This is a genomic window from Bacillus sp. PK6-025 (assembly GCF_056530265.1).
Genome location: NZ_CP096509.1, coordinates 1,022,718 through 1,039,073 on the forward strand (window position 1 = coordinate 1,022,718; position 16,356 = coordinate 1,039,073).

Sequence of the window (16,356 nt, forward strand, 5' to 3'; positions counted from 1 at the left end):
ATGGCCTAACGTGAGGCTGTCTTGATCAGGCAGCCTCATTTTTTTCGTTCGGCATGCTAAATTTGGACAAAGCGGCTGTTTGTCGATATGATAAAAGAAAAGCTGCAATTACTTAGCTAGAACATTGGAGGTAATCATGAGCTGGAGAACGAGCTATGAACGCTGGAAAAACAAAGAAAACTTAGATTCCGAATTAAAATCGCTTCTTTTGGAAGCTGAAGGAAATGAAAAAGAACTAGAGGATTGCTTTTATAAAAAACTTGAGTTTGGTACAGCCGGCATGCGCGGAGAGATCGGACCCGGTCCGAATCGCATGAACGTTTATACGGTTCGCAAAGCATCGGCGGGCCTTGCCGCATACATAGGAGCGAACGGCAAAGAAGCAAAAAAGCGCGGCGTTGTGATCGCGTACGATTCCCGCCACAAGTCGCCTGAATTTGCAATGGAAGCTGCTAAAACGCTCGCGGAAAACGGCGTTCAAACGTACGTGTTTGACGAACTGCGCCCGACACCTGAACTTTCCTTTGCGGTAAGAGAACTGAATGCGTTTGCAGGTATTGTCATCACGGCGAGCCATAACCCGCCTGAATACAACGGCTATAAAGTCTACGGAGAGGACGGCGCGCAGCTTCCGCCTGCTGATGCCGACAAACTCATCGGCTATGTCAATGCGATTGAAAATGAATTGGAAATCGAAGCAGGCGATGAAGCTGCCTTAACCGAAAAAGGGTTGATCCAAATAATCGGCGAGGAAATCGATCAAGCGTATCTCGATAAACTGACATCGATTTCTGTCAATCCTGATCTGGCAAAGGAAACTGAAGTCAAAGTCATTTTCACCCCGCTGCACGGCACGGCAAATAAATCCGTGAGACGCGGCTTGAAAGCTCTCGGGTATGAGCATGTCACAGTCGTTCCGGAACAGGAGCTGCCTGATCCTGACTTTTCGACCGTGTCTTCTCCTAATCCGGAAGAGCACGCCGCTTTTGAATATGCGATCAGGCTCGGAGAAGAAAAAGGAGCCGATATTCTGATCGGAACCGATCCCGACGCGGACCGCCTCGGCGTTGCTGTAAAGGATCAAGAAGGCCGTTACGCGGTGCTGACAGGAAATCAAACCGGCGCGCTGCTTTTGCATTATCTGCTATCGCAAAAACAGCAGAAAGGCACGCTGCCTGATAACGGAGTCGTTCTAAAAACGATTGTGACGAGCGAAATGGGGCGCGACATTGCCGCTTCTTTCGGACTTGACACGATCGACACGCTGACCGGCTTTAAATTCATCGGAGAAAAAATCAAACAATTTGAAGCATCGGGCGAATATGCTTTCCAATTCGGTTATGAGGAGAGCTACGGTTACTTGATCGGCGATTTCGCAAGAGACAAGGATGCCGTCCAGGCAGCACTGCTTGCGGTTGAGGTATGCGCCTTCTATAAAAAGCAGGGAAAATCGCTGTATGATGGGCTCCTCGAATTGTATCAAACGTTCGGCTTCTATAGAGAAGGCTTGAAGTCCCTGACCTTAAAAGGAAAAGAGGGAGCGGAGCAAATCGCAGCCATCCTCAGCACATTCAGAGAACAGCCGCCTCTTTCCATCGCCGGAAAAGACGTTGTATCCGCAGAAGACTATTTGACAGGGAAGCGGACGCTGCTGAAGGAAAACAAAACAGAAACGATCGATCTTCCGACATCCAATGTTTTGAAATATTTCCTTGAAGACGGCTCATGGTTCTGCCTCCGTCCATCTGGCACAGAGCCTAAAGTGAAATTTTATTTCGCGGTCAAAGGCCCAACCAATGAAGACAGTGAAGCGCTTCTCCATCAATTGACAGATGAAGTGATGAAAAAAATCGATGATATTGTAAAAGCGACTTCAAATTGATAATCGCTGAAAACCCGCCTTGCTACACGGCGGGTTTTCAATTTTTATTGATAAGCGGCCATAAATGATGTAATATATATTTAACAATAAGTTAGATATAAATTGCATATGAAAGGGGAAAATGGCTGACATGAAATGGATCAAAACCGGGGATGAATACGTAGAAAAGAAAATGACGCAATTTTTTAGCGAAGCCGGTACGATTGTCGCTGCTATCTTATTTTTGGATATGATCATCCGGGGCCTCATTTTAGGGCGACCGGCATCCGAATACATCGTCAGTGCCATCGGTTTTGCAGTCTATGCAGGCTGGATATTGTTCCGCTATCTTTTGTCGGGGTTTGAATATCCGGAGATTGCAGGTCAAGCGGCGTACAGGAAAAAAAGAAAAGAGATCACGGCTCTCAGCCTCGCTTCCGGCATCATATTTGCCATTTTAGTGCTTATTTTTACCGGCATACCAAAACACCCCGGCAGTTGGTTTGACTTTATTATGATGGTGATGTTGTTTGTATTTTTTCATTTTCTGATCAACTTTATCTCGTTGCGCAAATCCTTTCGGAAAAATCAAGATCTATTAGATGATTAAATGAAAATGGCGGGTGAGCATATGGTTAACCGGGTCAAACTCGCCCGGGTCGAAAAGTCTTTGACACAAGCCCAGCTTGCCGAGCGGGTCAATGTGACAAGACAGACGATCGGGCTGATCGAAAAAAATAAATACAATCCGACATTGCACCTTTGCCTCGCGATCGCAAAGGCGCTGGACAAAACGCTTGACGATTTGTTTTGGGAGGAAGAAGCTTAACGATTCGCTTTGTCCCTTCTCGGTCAAAAGTCTTAGAAAAGTTCATCTCATGAGGTGGCCTTTTTTTTATCAAATATCGATATAATAAAAGAAACTCCGGGTTAAGGGGATGAATTTTTTGCGGGAAGACACGCAGTTTGAAAAATTGAAAACGCTCAAAGAAATAGCGGAAGCTTTAAACGAAGGGAACCATCTAAAAGAAACGCTACATGCTGTTTTAAAAAAGCTGCTCAGCTTAACGGGACTCAAAACGGCGTGGCTTTTTCTGATCGATGAAAAGGGGCGCTTTGAACTGGCCGCTTCGGTCTGCCTGCCTCAGGCGCTTTCTTACCGGCACAACCGTTTATTATGCGAAGGAAGCTGCTACTGTCTTGAACAATATAGGGACGGAAAGCTGGACAGGGCGAAAAATATCATTCATTGCCGGCGAATTACGACGGCAATGAGACAGAAGACCGGAGATCCGGAAGGCATCACACATCATGCAACCGTCCCTCTCAGCGATCAGAAGAAACGGTTCGGTTTGCTGAACGTTGCGGCTCCGGACAAAATTCATTTCAGCCGCGGGGAACTGGCGCTCCTCGAAGCTGTTGCTTTGCAAATCGGGATGGCGATCAAACGGATGCGGCTTGCTGAACAACAGCAAAAACACATGCTGCTGACCGAAAGAAACAGATTGGCTCAGGACTTGCATGATTCCGTCAATCAAATGCTTTTTTCGCTCAGCTTGACCGCTAAAGCGGCGGGGGAAATGACAGACCAGCCTGAGATCAGGGAAATGCTCGAGTTTATGCAACATCTTTCTCATGAAGCACTGCTTGAGATGCGGGCGTTAATATGGCAGCTGAGGCCCCAAGGCCTTGAAGAAGGGTTGGCGGCGGCTCTTGAAAAATATGCGGAAGTGCTCGGCCTTCAGGTGATCTTCACGCTCAGCGGTGTGCTCCGGCTGCCGCCTGCTGCTGAGGAATTGATGTGGCGGCTGAGCCAGGAAGCTCTCAACAATTGCAAAAAGCATGCCGATGCTAGCCGCATACAAGTGAAAATCGATGTATTCCAATCGTCTGCCGTCTTGGAGATCGAAGATGACGGCAAAGGGTTTCAGTACGATCCTGACGCGGGGCTTCCGACGCTTGGGCTGAAAGGAATGAAGGAGCGGACGGAAAAAGCGGGCGGCACGTTTTTGATCGACTCCGCAATCGGTAAGGGGACGAAAATCCGGGCGGTTTTGCCTTTGAAGGAGAAGGGGGAGGCAGGATGGAAAAGGTGAAAATCATCATTGCCGATGATCATCATATTGTCAGAAAAGGCCTCTTGTTTTTTTTCAAAACAAAAAGCGATTTTGACGTTGTCGGAGAGGCATCAACAGGAATTGAGGCGCTCGATGTCTTGCGAAGACGGGAGGCAGACATCGTATTAATGGATTTATCAATGCCTGAAATGGACGGAATTGAGGCGACAAAGCGAATAAAAAAGGAATATCCGTCTGTCAAAATCATAGCGCTGACAAGCTATGCGGATGAAAGCTATGTGATTCCCGCCATCCAGGCTGGAGCCTCTGCCTATCAGCTCAAAGACGCCGAACCTGATGAACTTGTCGAGACGATACGTGCTGTTTATGGAGGGAGATATTCCTTGGATCCAAGCATCATGTCCCACGTCTTTCACCATATGTCACAGGCTGATGAGAAAGAAAAAATACATCAATTGACAAAAAGAGAAAAAGATGTTTTATTGGAAATTACAAAAGGGAAAAGCAACAAGGAAATCGCCGCTTCTTTATTTATCAGCGAAAAAACAGTGAAAACTCATGTATCCAATCTGCTGTCAAAGCTTGGCTTATCCGATCGCACGCAAGCCGCGCTCTTTGCAGTTAAACACGGACTACAACAAAATGACGGGAGATGATCAAATGAAAATAACCGTAGTCAGCGGAACCGCAAGAAAACAGGGCAGAACGCGGATCGCCGCTTCCTATATCGCCCGCACGTATCAGGCCGAGCTTATCGATCTAAGCGAGTTCATCCTACCGATTTTCAACGGAGAAGAAGAGCAGAGCTCGCTGGAGAATGTTCAAAAACTGAAAACTTCGGTCAAAGAAGCAGACGCTGTCGTTTTATTATCTCCCGAATACCACAGCGGTATGAGCGGCGCTTTGAAAAATGCGCTCGATTTTTTAAGCAATGAACAGTTCTCGGGCAAACCGGTGGCGCTTTTTGCTTGTGCAGGAGGCGGCAAAGGCGGGATGAACGCGCTCGCCAATATGCGTATTGTCGCGCGCGGAGTTTATGCGAACGTCATCACAAAGCAGCTTGTGCTCGATCCGATTCATATTGATGAGGAACACCATACGGTTACTGAAGCAGCCAAAGCCAATATCAAAAATGTAATGGAAGAGCTTCTGCTCTTTGCCGAATTTCAAAAAGCCTGACGCCGATTAGAGCGCCAGGCTTATTTTATTTTACGTAAAAACGAGCACGCCGTTTTCGTGTTCTTGTCCCGAAAATGAGGCGTGATCAATGTATTGCAGCAGATCATAAAGCCTTTTTTCGACAATGGCGTCATCTCTTTCAAAATTGTAGGCGTGCAAAAAATGCTCGATCCGCTTTGATAATAAATCGTCTTCTGTCCGCACCATCAGGATCAGCAGGTTGTCCCACTGCGAGCGGTGCGTATAATACAAAGCTTTGTCATAGTCAGCGTAATTCAATTTCGCCACTCTCCCTTCTTTCTGAGGAGTCATGATTATTTTATGTGGCGGGGTGTTTTTTTCTCCGGGCAAAACTTGGTCTCCCTTGTTTGACGGCCTAGAAATATGAGGATGGTATACGCTATACCGCGAAAAAATGTCTGCATGACATTCTCCGTTTCCGGTCAAGCTAACGTATGTACAATACATGCGGAGCGAATGGAAATGAAAAAACGATATTGCACGTACTTTTTTTGCATATTAACGCTTTTGTCATTCCCGGCGAAAAGCCACTTTCAAGCAGGTGTTTCCGATGCGCCAGAACGGTGGGAGAGAATCGCCTGGAGCGCCCTTGAAGAAAAATACGAAGGCGCAAAGCTTGAGGATTATGAATATTTAGGGCGCACTCAAGTCAATGATGAAGAGACAAAAGATGTCTTCAGGGTAACCGTCAATCAGGAAGGCAAATCATTTTCGGCGCACGCCGAGGTGTATTTTCACCCGGTGACCAATGCGATCATCAACGTGAATATTTTTACTCTATAACAAAAAAAAACGAAGGAAGCAGCTTCCTTCGTTAACTCAATAATTTACGTATATGGTCCTGATTAACGATAATATCCTGCAGAGTGTATTGATCCAATACGTCCAAATAGGCGGAAAGGGCTTTGTTTAAAACATGCTTTAATCCGCAGATCGGAGAAAGTATACAATGGTTTTTTTCTCCGTTAAAACACTCGACAAGGTTAAAATCATCTTCTGTATTTCTTATGACTTCACCGATATTAATCAGTTCAGGCGCTTTTCCGAGACGAATCCCGCCGTTGCGGCCCCGAATCGTTTCAACGTAGCCAAGCTTGCCAAGCTCGTAAATCACCTTCATAAGGTGGTTTTTTGAAATGGAATAAGATTCGGCGATGTCTTTTATATTGACAAGCTCGTTTGAGTTTTTGGTTGCTAGAAAAATCAGTACTCTCAATGAGTAATCCGTATAATTTGTTAATTTCATCGCATTACCTCAATCAAACAAGTTTCCATTATCTTATCACATTTGCCTTCGGTTATGAGGGTGAAGCGGAAATTGTTACAAAAATATAAAACATTCATTGAAAATATTGCTTTAATTCCATTAAAAGTCTAGTATAAAGATGTATTCAAAATACATCTTTAATCAAAAGTAACAGTCCCATTTAAAAAAAGATCTTATTGCACCTTTAAAGATGTATTTGAAATACATCTTTAAAGTGACTGGAGAGGAGAAAGCGTTATGCTATCTGAAAAAACCATGCAAATTGTCAAATCGACCGCCCCTGTTTTAAAAGAAAAGGGAACAGAGATCACCACTTGTTTTTACAAGCGGATGTTTAATGCGCACCCTGAATTGAAAAATATCTTCAACATGTCCCGCCAGCAAACCGGCGGACAGCCGAAAGCTTTGGCTTTTACTGTTTTGCAGGCGGCTGAGAACATCGACCGGCTCGGAGACCTGCTGCCGGTTGTCAAACAAATCGGACATAAACACAAAAGTTTGCATGTGAAACCAGAGCACTATCCTATTGTCGGTCAGCACCTTTTGGAAGCCATTGAAATCGTGCTCGGCGAAGCTGCGACAGAGGACATTCTCCAGGCATGGGCAGAAGCCTATGAAGAGATCGCCCGCGTATTTATTGAAGTCGAAAAACAAATGTATGAAGAAGACAAAAAGCAGGATGGAAACTGGGAAGGATTTAAACCGTTTGTCATCATGGATAAGCGGGTCGAATCCGCTACGATTACTTCCTTTTACTTGAAGCCTGCCGATGGAACGGATTTGCCCGCTTTCAGTCCCGGACAGTACGTATCTGTCCGCATTAAAATTCCCGGCGAACCATATTTCTTAACAAGGCAGTACAGCTTGTCAGATGCCTGGAATAAAGACTACTACCGCATTTCAGTCAAACTGGAAGCGGAGGAAGGGCAACCGGTCGGAAGGGTATCAAGCTATCTGCATGAGAACATGGAGATCGGGGGCAGCTTGGAAGTGAGCGCTCCGGCCGGAGATTTTACCCTTTCCGAAGGAACGGATCGTCCGGTTTACTTCATCAGCGCCGGATCAGGCATCACGCCTGTCATGAGCATGGTGCAAACATTGGCTCAAAAAGAAAGCAGCCGCGAGATCACATTCGTGCACGCTGCGAAATCTGAACAGCACCACGCTTTCAAGGAAGAAACGGAGAAGCTGCTCGGCGCCAATCCGGCGAACCGTCTCCTGTTTGTCTACAGCAGGGGTGCTGAAGCGACGGAAGATCATATTGTAAAAGGCCGGGTGAATGAAGAGCTTTTGAAATCGATCGTGAAAGATCCAAATGGCGAATTTTATGTATGCGGTCCGCTTTCATTTATGAAAAGCGTGATTGAAGGATTGCAAAATCTTGGCGTTCAGATGGAAAACATCCGCTATGAGAGCTTTGCTTCATCCCTTGACATGCAAATAGCGAACTAACCAAAGAGGCAGCTGTCAAACCGACAGCTGCCTTTCATCTTTTCAAATCCCGGCTCATACAATAAAGATAAGTCCAACCGGGGGGGATTTGAGTATTGAGCATACGGGAGCAAAAAGAGCTGCAGCGGGCGATAGCAGAAATTACGGAGATCGCGGAAGGATTCGGCCTGGATTTTTATCCGATGAGATATGAAATTTGTCCGGCTGAAATCATTTATACATTCGGCGCATACGGGATGCCGACAAGATACAGCCATTGGAGTTTCGGCAAGCAATTTCACAAAATGAAGCTTCACTATGACTTTGGCTTGAGCAAAATATATGAGCTTGTCATTAATTCAAATCCGTGTTACGCGTTTTTGCTGGACAGCAATTCATTGATTCAAAATAAGCTGATTGTCGCACACGTTCTGGCTCATTGTGATTTCTTTAAAAATAACTGCCGTTTTCAAAATACGAAGCGCGATATGGTTGAAAGCATGTCGGCGACAGCAGAGCGGATTAAACATTATGAGACGGTCCACGGCTCAAAAGAAGTCGAGGCATTTCTCGATGCGGTGCTGGCGATTGAAGAACACATTGACCCTTCGCTCGTGAGGCCGAAGCTGTCGTGGAGCATAGATGACGAAGAGGAAGAAGAAACAGACGCGTCGCCCACTCCTTATGACGACCTCTGGGAACTGGATCACAAAGGATCGAAAGAGAAGAAGAAAAGGACGAAAAAAAAGTTTCCGCCGAAGCCGGAAAAAGACATTCTGCTGTTCATTGAAGAACATTCGCGGGAGCTGGAGCCTTGGCAGCGCGACATCTTAACGATGATGAGAGAGGAAATGCTGTATTTCTGGCCGCAGCTTGAAACGAAAATCATGAATGAAGGATGGGCGTCCTATTGGCATCAGCGAATCATCCGCGAGCTTGATCTGACATCAAGTGAAGCGATCGAATTCGCCAAGCTCAACGCGGGAGTGGTTCAGCCGTCCAAAACGGGCATCAATCCTTATTATCTCGGATTGAAAATATTTGAGGACATAGAGGAGCGCTACAACAACCCGACAGAAGATATGAAGAAGATGGGTGTAAAGCCGGACTCGGGGAGAGAAAAAATATTTGAAGTCAGGGAGATCGAATCAGACATTTCATTTATCAGAAACTATTTAACGAAAGATCTCGTGATGAGGGAAGATCTCTACTTGTTTCAAAAACAGGGAAGGGATTATAAAATCATCGACAAGGATTGGAAGGCTGTGCGCGATCAGCTTGTCAGCATGAGAGTCAACGGAGGATTTCCTTATTTGACAGTTGAGGATGGAGATTACTTAAAGAACAATGAATTATACATTAAGCATTGGTATGAAGGGATCGAACTCGATTTAAAGTATCTTGAAAAAGTTCTACCTTACCTTCACCAGCTATGGGGAAGAAGCGTGCATGTCGAAACCGTGCTCGAAGATAAGCCCGTCATGTTTTCCTATGATGGAAAGGCTGTCCATCGCAGATATTTATAAAAAGTTTCAGGCTGCATTCGGGCAGCCTTTTTTTATTTTAAAGCGCAGCGACGTCCGTCACTATGCAGTTTTACGAGTTAATAATAAAAATGTAAAATAAAGTATTTAACACTCTTTCTAAAATTGTAATTTTCGCTGCAGGAAAGTGCGAAAATGTAGTATTTAAGTTACCTTTGAAATGTAAATGAAATATTATCGACCCTTAAAAACTTTTTTTAAAAACGAATAATTAAGGAATTTGACTTAGTAAGTCAAGACTATACCTGATGGAAACCCCTCCTTATAATAGAAGCAGAGGAAGGCTGAAGCAGCCGTTCTCAAAAATCATGAAACTGCTAATTTTTGTCTTTGAAAATATAAAGAATTCTGCTAGTGGGAGGACAACATGAAAAAACAAGTAATAACAGCAGCATCAGCGGTTGTTTTAGGATCGACTTTATTTGCGGGAGCGGCTTCCGCGCAAACCATAACGGTGAAAAAAGGCGATACGTTATGGGGATTTTCGAAGAAGTACGGTACAAGTATCAGCAAGATTAAACAGGAAAACAAGCTGAAATCCGATATCATTTACATAGGGCAGAGGTTGTCGATCAATGGAAGCAGCTCATCGTCTGCAAAAGTGTCGCAAGCTTCATCAGCTACGCATAAAGTGGTCAAAGGAGACAGCCTTTGGAAAATTTCTCGGACATACGGCATGACCGTCAATGAACTGAAGTCTCTGAATGGTTTAAAAACAGATTTAATCCGGATCGGACAAGTATTAAAAGTTAAAGGGACGAAAAGCGTAAAAGCTGCATCAACGACAAAGCCTTCTTCTTCAAGCGGGACAAGCAAAACAAGTAAGGCACCTGCGCAAACCTCTTCAGCGCTGAATACGTCAAAGCTTGTTTCAGATGCAAAAGCCCTTATCGGAACGCCTTATAAATGGGGCGGAACATCTACATCAGGATTTGACTGCAGCGGATTTGTCTGGTACATCCTCAATAAACAGACAAATGTGGCGAGAACGAACACAGCCGGTTACTGGAATTCGATGAAGAGCGTATCAAGCCCTGCAGTAGGTGATTTCGTATTCTTCACGACATATCAGCCGGGACCTTCGCATATGGGGGTTTACATCGGAAACAATCAATTCGTTCATGCCGGTTCTGACGGCGTAACGATCAGCGATATGACAAACAGCTATTGGAAGCCCCGCTATCTTGGAGCAAAACGCTTCTAATGTTGCAGGGACAAGCCCGTTCATCATGATGAACGGGTTTTTTTCGTTTAGAAACGGAACTCGGCTAAAAACGCTAAAAAGTGTTCGACCTTCTCATTATCTTTCAGACTAATTGCATATCCCCCTGCAACAGGAAGCTTCATGAAATCGCACGGCACCTCTATTAATCTTCCTTCCATCAGCTCGCGGCGCACAGTCGACAGCGGCAAAAATGATATACCGAGTCCTTCTGAAATAAATCGTTTCGTAATATGCGTCTGGCTTACGAGCATTGTTCTGACAAACGGAAATTTGATCCTCAGCTGCCTGACGAGGTCGTCCCAGTATTCGGGGTGATTATGGGTCAACAGCAAATATTCTTCAAGCAAATCTTCGACATCGAGCGGCGGCGCTTGTTCTGAATCGCGGCCGTCATGAGGGGCAACCAAAATCACGGGATCGCTGTACATGGAATAGCAGTTCAGGTTTGACGATTGCACGTTTAAGCAGCTTAATCCGATATCTGCATGGCCGGCTGAAATCAGGGGAGCGATTTCAGCTGATTCGGCGATCTTTACTTTGATCTCCGAATTCGGATGCAGCGCTGTGTATTTTTTTAATACAAATGGGAGAATCGTATCGGCGATAAGCGGTGAAACCGCTAGATTCAATGTCTGCGAATAGCCCTGTCTGATTCTGTGAAGCTCTGCCATGCTCGATTCATAGTCTTCCAGCAGGCGAAGGGCGAAAGGAAGGTAAGCGCGGCCTTCTTTCGTTAAATGAATGCTTCTTCCTTTGCGGGTGAACAGCTGGCACCCGAGTTCTTCCTCAAGCAGTTTAATTTGAACGGTGACGGTCGGCTGAGAAATAAATAAGGTTTCCGCCGTCTTTCTGAAATTTTCGTATTTTGCGGCAGTAACAAAGGTATGAAGCCATTTAAAATCCATTGCAGTCCTCCTGATTAATTTTGTTAATCAAAGACATCAATATAATTCAATATTTTTTAAATATTATATCAACTATAATGATATTTACAAAGGAAAAAGGAGGAATTGATATGGTTTATCATGGATTAAAAGGGATTACTTGTGTTGAAACAGCCATCAGCCGCATTGACGGTGAAGAGGGAAAGCTGATCTACAGAGGGTACAATGCTGATGAACTGGCGCTTACATCCACATTTGAAGAAGTCGCTTATCTGATACTCAACGGGTCATTTCCGACGGAAGTGGAACTCAGCCAATTCAATGAGATGCTCGCTTCATTCCGTGTGCTGCCAGAAGCATGCGAGCGATTGATCCGCAGCCTTCCTGCCGAATTAGACGATATGGCGGTTCTTCGCACGGCCGTTTCTTCATTCGGGGATAAATCGTTTGCGTTCAAGCCGACAATGGAGCAGGCTCTCAGACTGATAGCAGCCGCCCCGTCGATTATCGCCTTCAGAAAAAGGCTGACTGATGGCAAAGAGCCTGTTCAGCCGCTGGATGAGCTTGGCTTTGTGGAACATTATTTTTACATGCTGAAAGGAAAGCGCCCGACAGAAGCTCAGAAAAAAGCGCTCGAAACGTACATGATTCTTGCGATGGAACACGGCATGAACGCTTCAACCTTTTCGGCAAGGGTTACGGTGTCTACGGAATCCGATCTTGTTTCTGCCGTCACATCTGCACTTGGCACAATGAAAGGACCTTTGCACGGCGGAGCGCCGTCAGCGGTTACCGATATGCTGGAAGGCATCGGGGAAAAACAGCACGCAGAAAGCTATATAAGAGAGAAGCTTGAAAAAGGCGAGAGACTGATGGGATTTGGACACCGCGTCTATAAAACGCATGATCCGAGAGCGAAGGCTTTAAGGGTGAAAGCTGAGGAAATTGCCGGGGGCGACCGGGATATCGACCTTGCTCTTCATGTTGAAAATACGGCGATCCGCCTTTTGGAAGAATACAAACCGGGGCGCAAGCTTTATACGAATGTCGAATTTTACGCAGCGGCTGTCATGAAGGCGATCGATTTTGATGCCGCATTGTTTACCCCTACTTTTTCGGCAGCGAGAATGGTCGGCTGGTGCGCCCATGTGCTGGAGCAGGCTGATAACAACATGATTTTCAGGCCGTCGGCTAAATATATCGGGGAATTGGTTTCTCAGTAATGCGGACACACGCCTTCTCAGCGAAGGGCGTGTTTTTTAATAGATTTTTGTATGTTTAAGTAGGGAATTATGCCGGTGTTCTTGAATGTATTCATCAAGAAAATCCTTTAAGGGGGAGACGATGAAAAAAGGATTCCTGATGTTGATCATGCTGTTTTTTCTGAGTGCATGCTCGGAAGGCCGGGATTTTGATGCTGAAAATGAAGCGGCGGCGACAAAAGAAGGCGGAAGCGGCACCGAGGTCATCGCAGAGCGCTTGGATGTACCTTGGACGATCGGTCACACTGGCGGGATTTTTTTCATTACCGAAAGAAACGGGGGAATCGTATCCATTGCCGAAGGCAAAAAGGAGCGCATGCAGCTTCAGCTGAAAAAGCCCGTTCATCAAGAAGGGGAAGGCGGGCTGCTCGGATTTGTGCTCCATCCTGATTTTAAAAACAATCAGGAGGCATACGTTTACCATACATACAAAGACGGGAGCCATCTGAAAAACCGGATCGTAAAATTGACGCTTGACCGTCTTACTTGGACGGAAACGGAGGAGCTGCTTGCCGATTTGCCAGGAGGCGTGATTCATAACGGCGGCCGGATGGCGATCGGGCCCGATCAAAAGCTGTACATCACGACAGGTGATGCGGGGGAAAGGGAATGGGCCCAGCAGCCTGAAAAGCTGCGGGGGGTGATTTTAAGGATGGAGCTTGATGGTGCGGTCCCTGCTGATCAGCCTTTTCGCTCGTCTTATGTATACAGCTTTGGACACCGGAATCCGCAAGGCCTCGCATGGATCGGCCGGCAGCTTTACAGCTCCGAACACGGGCAGTCTGGACATGATGAAGTGAACAAAATTGAACCCGGAGCCAATTATGGCTGGCCGGTGATTGAGGGAAGCGATGAGAAGCGGGGAATGAAAGCGCCGCTCATCCATTCGGGAGAAAAAACGTGGGCCCCATCCGGTTTAGCGCAGAAAGGGGATGTCCTCTATATGGCCGGGCTGCGGGGAGAGGGGGTTTTCCGGGTCGATCCTGCGGAAGCCAAAGCGGTCAAGTGGCTTGGCGGATACGGCAGAATCAGAGATGTAAAAGTAATCGGAGATGATCTGTATTTCATTACGAACAATGGCGACGGAAGAGGCGAAAAAAAACAGACAGATGACCGGCTCATCCGCGTGCCTCTGTCTGACCAGTAAACATGTCTCGCTGAGTTCTTGCGTTTAAGGATGCCGGAATCGTGGTAACTGTGCACTAAACAATGGTGAAGAGGTGAGACGAATGAATCCGGCAAACAGACAGACGGATGGACAGAAAGCGCAAAAACAAGAAAAACAACCCGGGGCTGAGCACAAGATGGTGCCCCTTCCGCTCTCGGAAGATCGCGACTACAAAGGAAGCGGCAAATTAAAAGGAAAAACCGCCATTATTACCGGAGGAGACAGCGGAATCGGCAGAGCGGCCGCCATTGCATACGCCAAAGAAGGTGCCGACATTGCCGTCATGTACTTGGACGAACACAAGGATGCCGAGGAAACGAAAGAACGAATCGAACAGGAAGGCGCAAAATGCCTGTTGATTCCCGGAGATGTCGGGGATGAAGCACATTGCAAAACATCTGTCGAAAAAGCGGTGAATCACTTTGGCGGACTCGACATTCTTGTCAACAACGCTGCCGAACAGCATCCGCAAAAAGGGATCGAAGATATTTCGACCGAACAGCTTGAACAAACGTTCAGAACGAATATTTTCTCCATGTTTCACATGACAAAAGCCGCGCTCCCGCATTTAGGGGAAGGAAGCGCGATTATCAATACCGCATCGATCACAGCTTATGAGGGCAGTCCGGCGCTGATTGACTATTCGAGCACAAAGGGTGCGATTGTCGCGTTTACCCGTTCGATGGCTGCATCCCTTGTCAAAAAAGGAGTACGCGTCAACGCGGTAGCGCCGGGGCCCATTTGGACGCCGCTCATTCCGGCTACTTTTTCGCCGGAAAAAACGGAAAAACACGGTACAAATACGCCGATGGGAAGGCCCGGACAGCCTTCTGAACACGCTGCGGTGTATGTTCTGCTCGCTTCAGACGATTCTTCTTATATGACAGGACAGACGATCCACATCAACGGCGGAAGATATGTGACGACATAACCTTTCAACCGGCTGCTATTGTAAGGCAGTCGGTTTTTTCTGTTTATTTTTTCGGAAAAATAAGAATTTGAAAGATCACTTTCAAAAGAGCTGCCCCGTAAGAGATAATAGAAACAGAAAGAGAAAGGATGTGTATGAATGAGCGATCGCAGAATGACAGCAAAATGGGCATCCAAACTTGGTTTTGTTCTCGCTGCAGGGGGATCCGCCATCGGCCTGGGGGCGATTTGGAAGTTTCCCTATGTGGCTGGAACGAGCGGAGGAGGCGCATTTTTCCTTGTATTTGTCCTATTTACGATCCTGCTGGGATACCCCTTGCTTTTGGGGGAATTTATATTAGGCCGAAAAAGCCAATCGGATGCTATCGGCACCTATCAAAAAATAGCGCCGGGGACGCCTTGGGTGATCACAGGCTGGATCGGAATCGCCGCCTGCTTCCTTGTTCTGTCGTTTTACAGTGTGATCGGCGGCTGGATTTTGCTTTATATCATCAAAGCAGTAACCGGTTCATTGTCGGGTCTCACGCAGGCCGGATACGGGGAGCTCTTCGGTTCGATCATTCAAGATCCGCTGCAGACACTGGCAGCGCAGCTTGCGTTTATCATCATGACGATCCTCGTCGTGGCGAAGGGTGTGCAAAAAGGAATCGAGCGCGTCAGTTCGATTATGATGCCGCTATTATTTATTTTATTTATTGCGCTCGTTTTAAGGGCTCTGACGCTTGAGCATGCGATCGACGGCGTGCGTTTTCTGCTTGTGCCCGATTTTGGCAGCCTGACGCCGCAGGCGATTCTTTTTGCGCTCGGACAAGCTTTCTTTACGTTGACGCTTGGCGTATCTGTGATGGTAACGTACAGCTCCTATTTGTCAAAGTCACAAAACCTTCCGAAGTCGGCGGTCTCGATCGTGATCATGAACCTTGCCGTCACGCTGCTTGCCGGTTTGGCGATTTTTCCGGCCGTCTTTTCATTTGGGCTTCAGCCCGATCAGGGTCCGACTTTATTATTTACGGTTCTGCCGGCAGTTTTTGACCGGCTTCCATTCGGGATGCTGTTTTTTATCGGATTTTTGACGGCCTTTTTATTTGCTGCGCTGACTTCGGCTTTTTCGATGATTGAGATCATTGTTGCCGCTATTACAAAAGGCGATCAAACAAAAAGGGGAAAATGGACGTGGGCGATCGGCCTTTTGATTTTTGCCGTCGGCATTCCTTCCTGCTTGTCTTACGGAGTGCTCGATGAGCCGTTCATTTTTAAGAAGACGTTTTTTGATGCGGCGGATTATGTCGTCAGCAATATTTTGCTGCCGCTTGGCGCGCTTTTTATTTCGATTTTTATTCCGCTGAAATTGTCCAAACACGATCTATATGAAGAAATGAAGAGCGGATCAAAAGCGGGGAAAGGCTTTTTTATCGTGTGGTTTTATCTTCTCCGTTTCCTTGTGCCGCTTGCAATTGTACTTGTCTTTTTAAATTTAATCGGAGTGTTTTCATTTTAAAAGATCAG

17 protein-coding genes are annotated in these 16,356 nt (G+C 46.3%); 14 read left to right on the top strand and 3 right to left on the bottom strand.

Translation table 11 applies throughout. The features are described 5' to 3' along the window. Window positions 1–136: 136 nt before the first annotated feature. From M1D67_RS05170 to M1D67_RS05195, 6 genes are all read left to right on the top strand, one after another. Complete coding sequence (locus tag M1D67_RS05170) at window positions 137–1,882, top strand: phospho-sugar mutase (protein ID WP_059230663.1); 1,746 nt, start codon at window positions 137–139, stop codon at window positions 1,880–1,882. A 130-nt stretch (window positions 1,883–2,012) separates the two neighbouring features. Beyond that, on the top strand, window positions 2,013–2,471 hold the full coding sequence (locus M1D67_RS05175) for a DUF6773 family protein (RefSeq protein ID WP_025811820.1): 459 nt from the start codon (window positions 2,013–2,015) through the stop codon (window positions 2,469–2,471). Window positions 2,472–2,492: 21 nt separating this feature from the next. Further along, the gene (locus M1D67_RS05180; protein ID WP_026579993.1) at window positions 2,493–2,690 is read left to right on the top strand and encodes a helix-turn-helix transcriptional regulator; all 198 of its coding nucleotides are present in this window, start codon (window positions 2,493–2,495) and stop codon (window positions 2,688–2,690) included. A 118-nt stretch (window positions 2,691–2,808) separates the two neighbouring features. Then, complete coding sequence (locus M1D67_RS05185; RefSeq protein ID WP_411202428.1) at window positions 2,809–3,957, top strand: GAF domain-containing sensor histidine kinase; 1,149 nt, start codon at window positions 2,809–2,811, stop codon at window positions 3,955–3,957. Further along, entirely contained in the window at window positions 3,945–4,595 is a 651-nt protein-coding gene (locus M1D67_RS05190; RefSeq protein WP_033155147.1) for a response regulator, read from the top strand. Before M1D67_RS05185 ends, M1D67_RS05190 begins: the two co-directional genes overlap by 13 nt. Window positions 4,596–4,599: 4 nt before the next feature. Continuing rightward, entirely contained in the window at window positions 4,600–5,118 is a 519-nt protein-coding gene (locus M1D67_RS05195) for an NADPH-dependent FMN reductase (protein ID WP_059230658.1), read from the top strand. 30 nt (window positions 5,119–5,148) lie between these two features. Here M1D67_RS05195 and M1D67_RS05200 read toward each other — a convergent pair whose 3' ends face one another. Then, a complete protein-coding gene (locus M1D67_RS05200) occupies window positions 5,149–5,397 on the bottom strand; it encodes a YhdB family protein (RefSeq protein WP_023856510.1) in 249 nt (82 codons plus the stop codon). A gap of 198 nt (window positions 5,398–5,595) precedes the next feature. Here M1D67_RS05200 and M1D67_RS05205 point away from each other — a divergent pair, with 198 nt between their 5' ends. Further along, window positions 5,596–5,922 carry a YqzG/YhdC family protein gene (locus M1D67_RS05205; protein WP_306453675.1) on the top strand — a complete coding sequence of 109 codons (327 nt, stop codon included), beginning with the start codon at window positions 5,596–5,598 and terminating at the stop codon, window positions 5,920–5,922. Window positions 5,923–5,953: 31 nt separating this feature from the next. Here the strand turns inward: M1D67_RS05205 and nsrR are convergent, their stop codons facing one another. Continuing rightward, on the bottom strand, window positions 5,954–6,385 hold the full coding sequence (gene nsrR, locus M1D67_RS05210) for a nitric oxide-sensing transcriptional repressor NsrR (RefSeq protein ID WP_023856512.1): 432 nt from the start codon (window positions 6,383–6,385) through the stop codon (window positions 5,954–5,956). A 258-nt stretch (window positions 6,386–6,643) separates the two neighbouring features. Here nsrR and hmpA point away from each other — a divergent pair, with 258 nt between their 5' ends. From hmpA to M1D67_RS05225, 3 genes are all read left to right on the top strand, one after another. Beyond that, window positions 6,644–7,858 (top strand): NO-inducible flavohemoprotein, encoded by a 1,215-nt coding sequence (gene hmpA / locus M1D67_RS05215; protein ID WP_025811809.1) that lies wholly within the window; start codon window positions 6,644–6,646, stop codon window positions 7,856–7,858. Between the two features lie 95 nt (window positions 7,859–7,953). Next, on the top strand, window positions 7,954–9,363 hold the full coding sequence (locus M1D67_RS05220; protein ID WP_025811808.1) for a SpoVR family protein: 1,410 nt from the start codon (window positions 7,954–7,956) through the stop codon (window positions 9,361–9,363). 385 nt (window positions 9,364–9,748) lie between these two features. After that, window positions 9,749–10,585 (top strand): C40 family peptidase, encoded by an 837-nt coding sequence (locus M1D67_RS05225; RefSeq protein WP_105979124.1) that lies wholly within the window; start codon window positions 9,749–9,751, stop codon window positions 10,583–10,585. A 47-nt stretch (window positions 10,586–10,632) separates the two neighbouring features. On the opposite strand, the gene M1D67_RS05230 is transcribed toward M1D67_RS05225, so the two are convergent. Continuing rightward, the gene (locus M1D67_RS05230) at window positions 10,633–11,511 is read right to left on the bottom strand and encodes a LysR family transcriptional regulator (RefSeq protein WP_025811806.1); all 879 of its coding nucleotides are present in this window, start codon (window positions 11,509–11,511) and stop codon (window positions 10,633–10,635) included. 110 nt (window positions 11,512–11,621) lie between these two features. Here M1D67_RS05230 and M1D67_RS05235 point away from each other — a divergent pair, with 110 nt between their 5' ends. From M1D67_RS05235 to M1D67_RS05250, 4 genes are all read left to right on the top strand, one after another. Beyond that, on the top strand, window positions 11,622–12,713 hold the full coding sequence (locus M1D67_RS05235) for a citrate synthase/methylcitrate synthase (protein WP_105979123.1): 1,092 nt from the start codon (window positions 11,622–11,624) through the stop codon (window positions 12,711–12,713). Window positions 12,714–12,834: 121 nt separating this feature from the next. After that, window positions 12,835–13,899 (top strand): PQQ-dependent sugar dehydrogenase, encoded by a 1,065-nt coding sequence (locus M1D67_RS05240; protein WP_479831646.1) that lies wholly within the window; start codon window positions 12,835–12,837, stop codon window positions 13,897–13,899. A gap of 82 nt (window positions 13,900–13,981) precedes the next feature. Further along, window positions 13,982–14,851 (top strand): SDR family oxidoreductase, encoded by an 870-nt coding sequence (locus M1D67_RS05245; protein ID WP_145929881.1) that lies wholly within the window; start codon window positions 13,982–13,984, stop codon window positions 14,849–14,851. Window positions 14,852–14,989: 138 nt separating this feature from the next. Continuing rightward, complete coding sequence (locus M1D67_RS05250) at window positions 14,990–16,348, top strand: sodium-dependent transporter (RefSeq protein ID WP_039072556.1); 1,359 nt, start codon at window positions 14,990–14,992, stop codon at window positions 16,346–16,348. Window positions 16,349–16,356: the final 8 nt, after the last annotated feature.

Excerpts from the sequence above, each read along its gene's own strand:
- M1D67_RS05195 (WP_059230658.1), top strand. The coding sequence starts at position 4,600 with ATGAAAATAACCGTAGTCAGCGGAACCGCAAGAAAACAGGGCAGAACG.
- M1D67_RS05170 (WP_059230663.1), top strand. The coding sequence starts at position 137 with ATGAGCTGGAGAACGAGCTATGAACGCTGGAAAAACAAAGAAAACTTA.
- M1D67_RS05225 (WP_105979124.1), top strand. The coding sequence starts at position 9,749 with ATGAAAAAACAAGTAATAACAGCAGCATCAGCGGTTGTTTTAGGATCG.
- M1D67_RS05235 (WP_105979123.1), top strand. The coding sequence starts at position 11,622 with ATGGTTTATCATGGATTAAAAGGGATTACTTGTGTTGAAACAGCCATC.
- M1D67_RS05240 (WP_479831646.1), top strand. The coding sequence starts at position 12,835 with ATGAAAAAAGGATTCCTGATGTTGATCATGCTGTTTTTTCTGAGTGCA.
- M1D67_RS05230 (WP_025811806.1), bottom strand. The coding sequence starts at position 11,511 with ATGGATTTTAAATGGCTTCATACCTTTGTTACTGCCGCAAAATACGAA.
- M1D67_RS05245 (WP_145929881.1), top strand. The coding sequence starts at position 13,982 with ATGAATCCGGCAAACAGACAGACGGATGGACAGAAAGCGCAAAAACAA.
- M1D67_RS05190 (WP_033155147.1), top strand. The coding sequence starts at position 3,945 with ATGGAAAAGGTGAAAATCATCATTGCCGATGATCATCATATTGTCAGA.
- nsrR (WP_023856512.1), bottom strand. The coding sequence starts at position 6,385 with ATGAAATTAACAAATTATACGGATTACTCATTGAGAGTACTGATTTTT.
- M1D67_RS05205 (WP_306453675.1), top strand. The coding sequence starts at position 5,596 with ATGGAAATGAAAAAACGATATTGCACGTACTTTTTTTGCATATTAACG.
- M1D67_RS05180 (WP_026579993.1), top strand. The coding sequence starts at position 2,493 with ATGGTTAACCGGGTCAAACTCGCCCGGGTCGAAAAGTCTTTGACACAA.
- hmpA (WP_025811809.1), top strand. The coding sequence starts at position 6,644 with ATGCTATCTGAAAAAACCATGCAAATTGTCAAATCGACCGCCCCTGTT.
- M1D67_RS05250 (WP_039072556.1), top strand. The coding sequence starts at position 14,990 with ATGAGCGATCGCAGAATGACAGCAAAATGGGCATCCAAACTTGGTTTT.
- M1D67_RS05175 (WP_025811820.1), top strand. The coding sequence starts at position 2,013 with ATGAAATGGATCAAAACCGGGGATGAATACGTAGAAAAGAAAATGACG.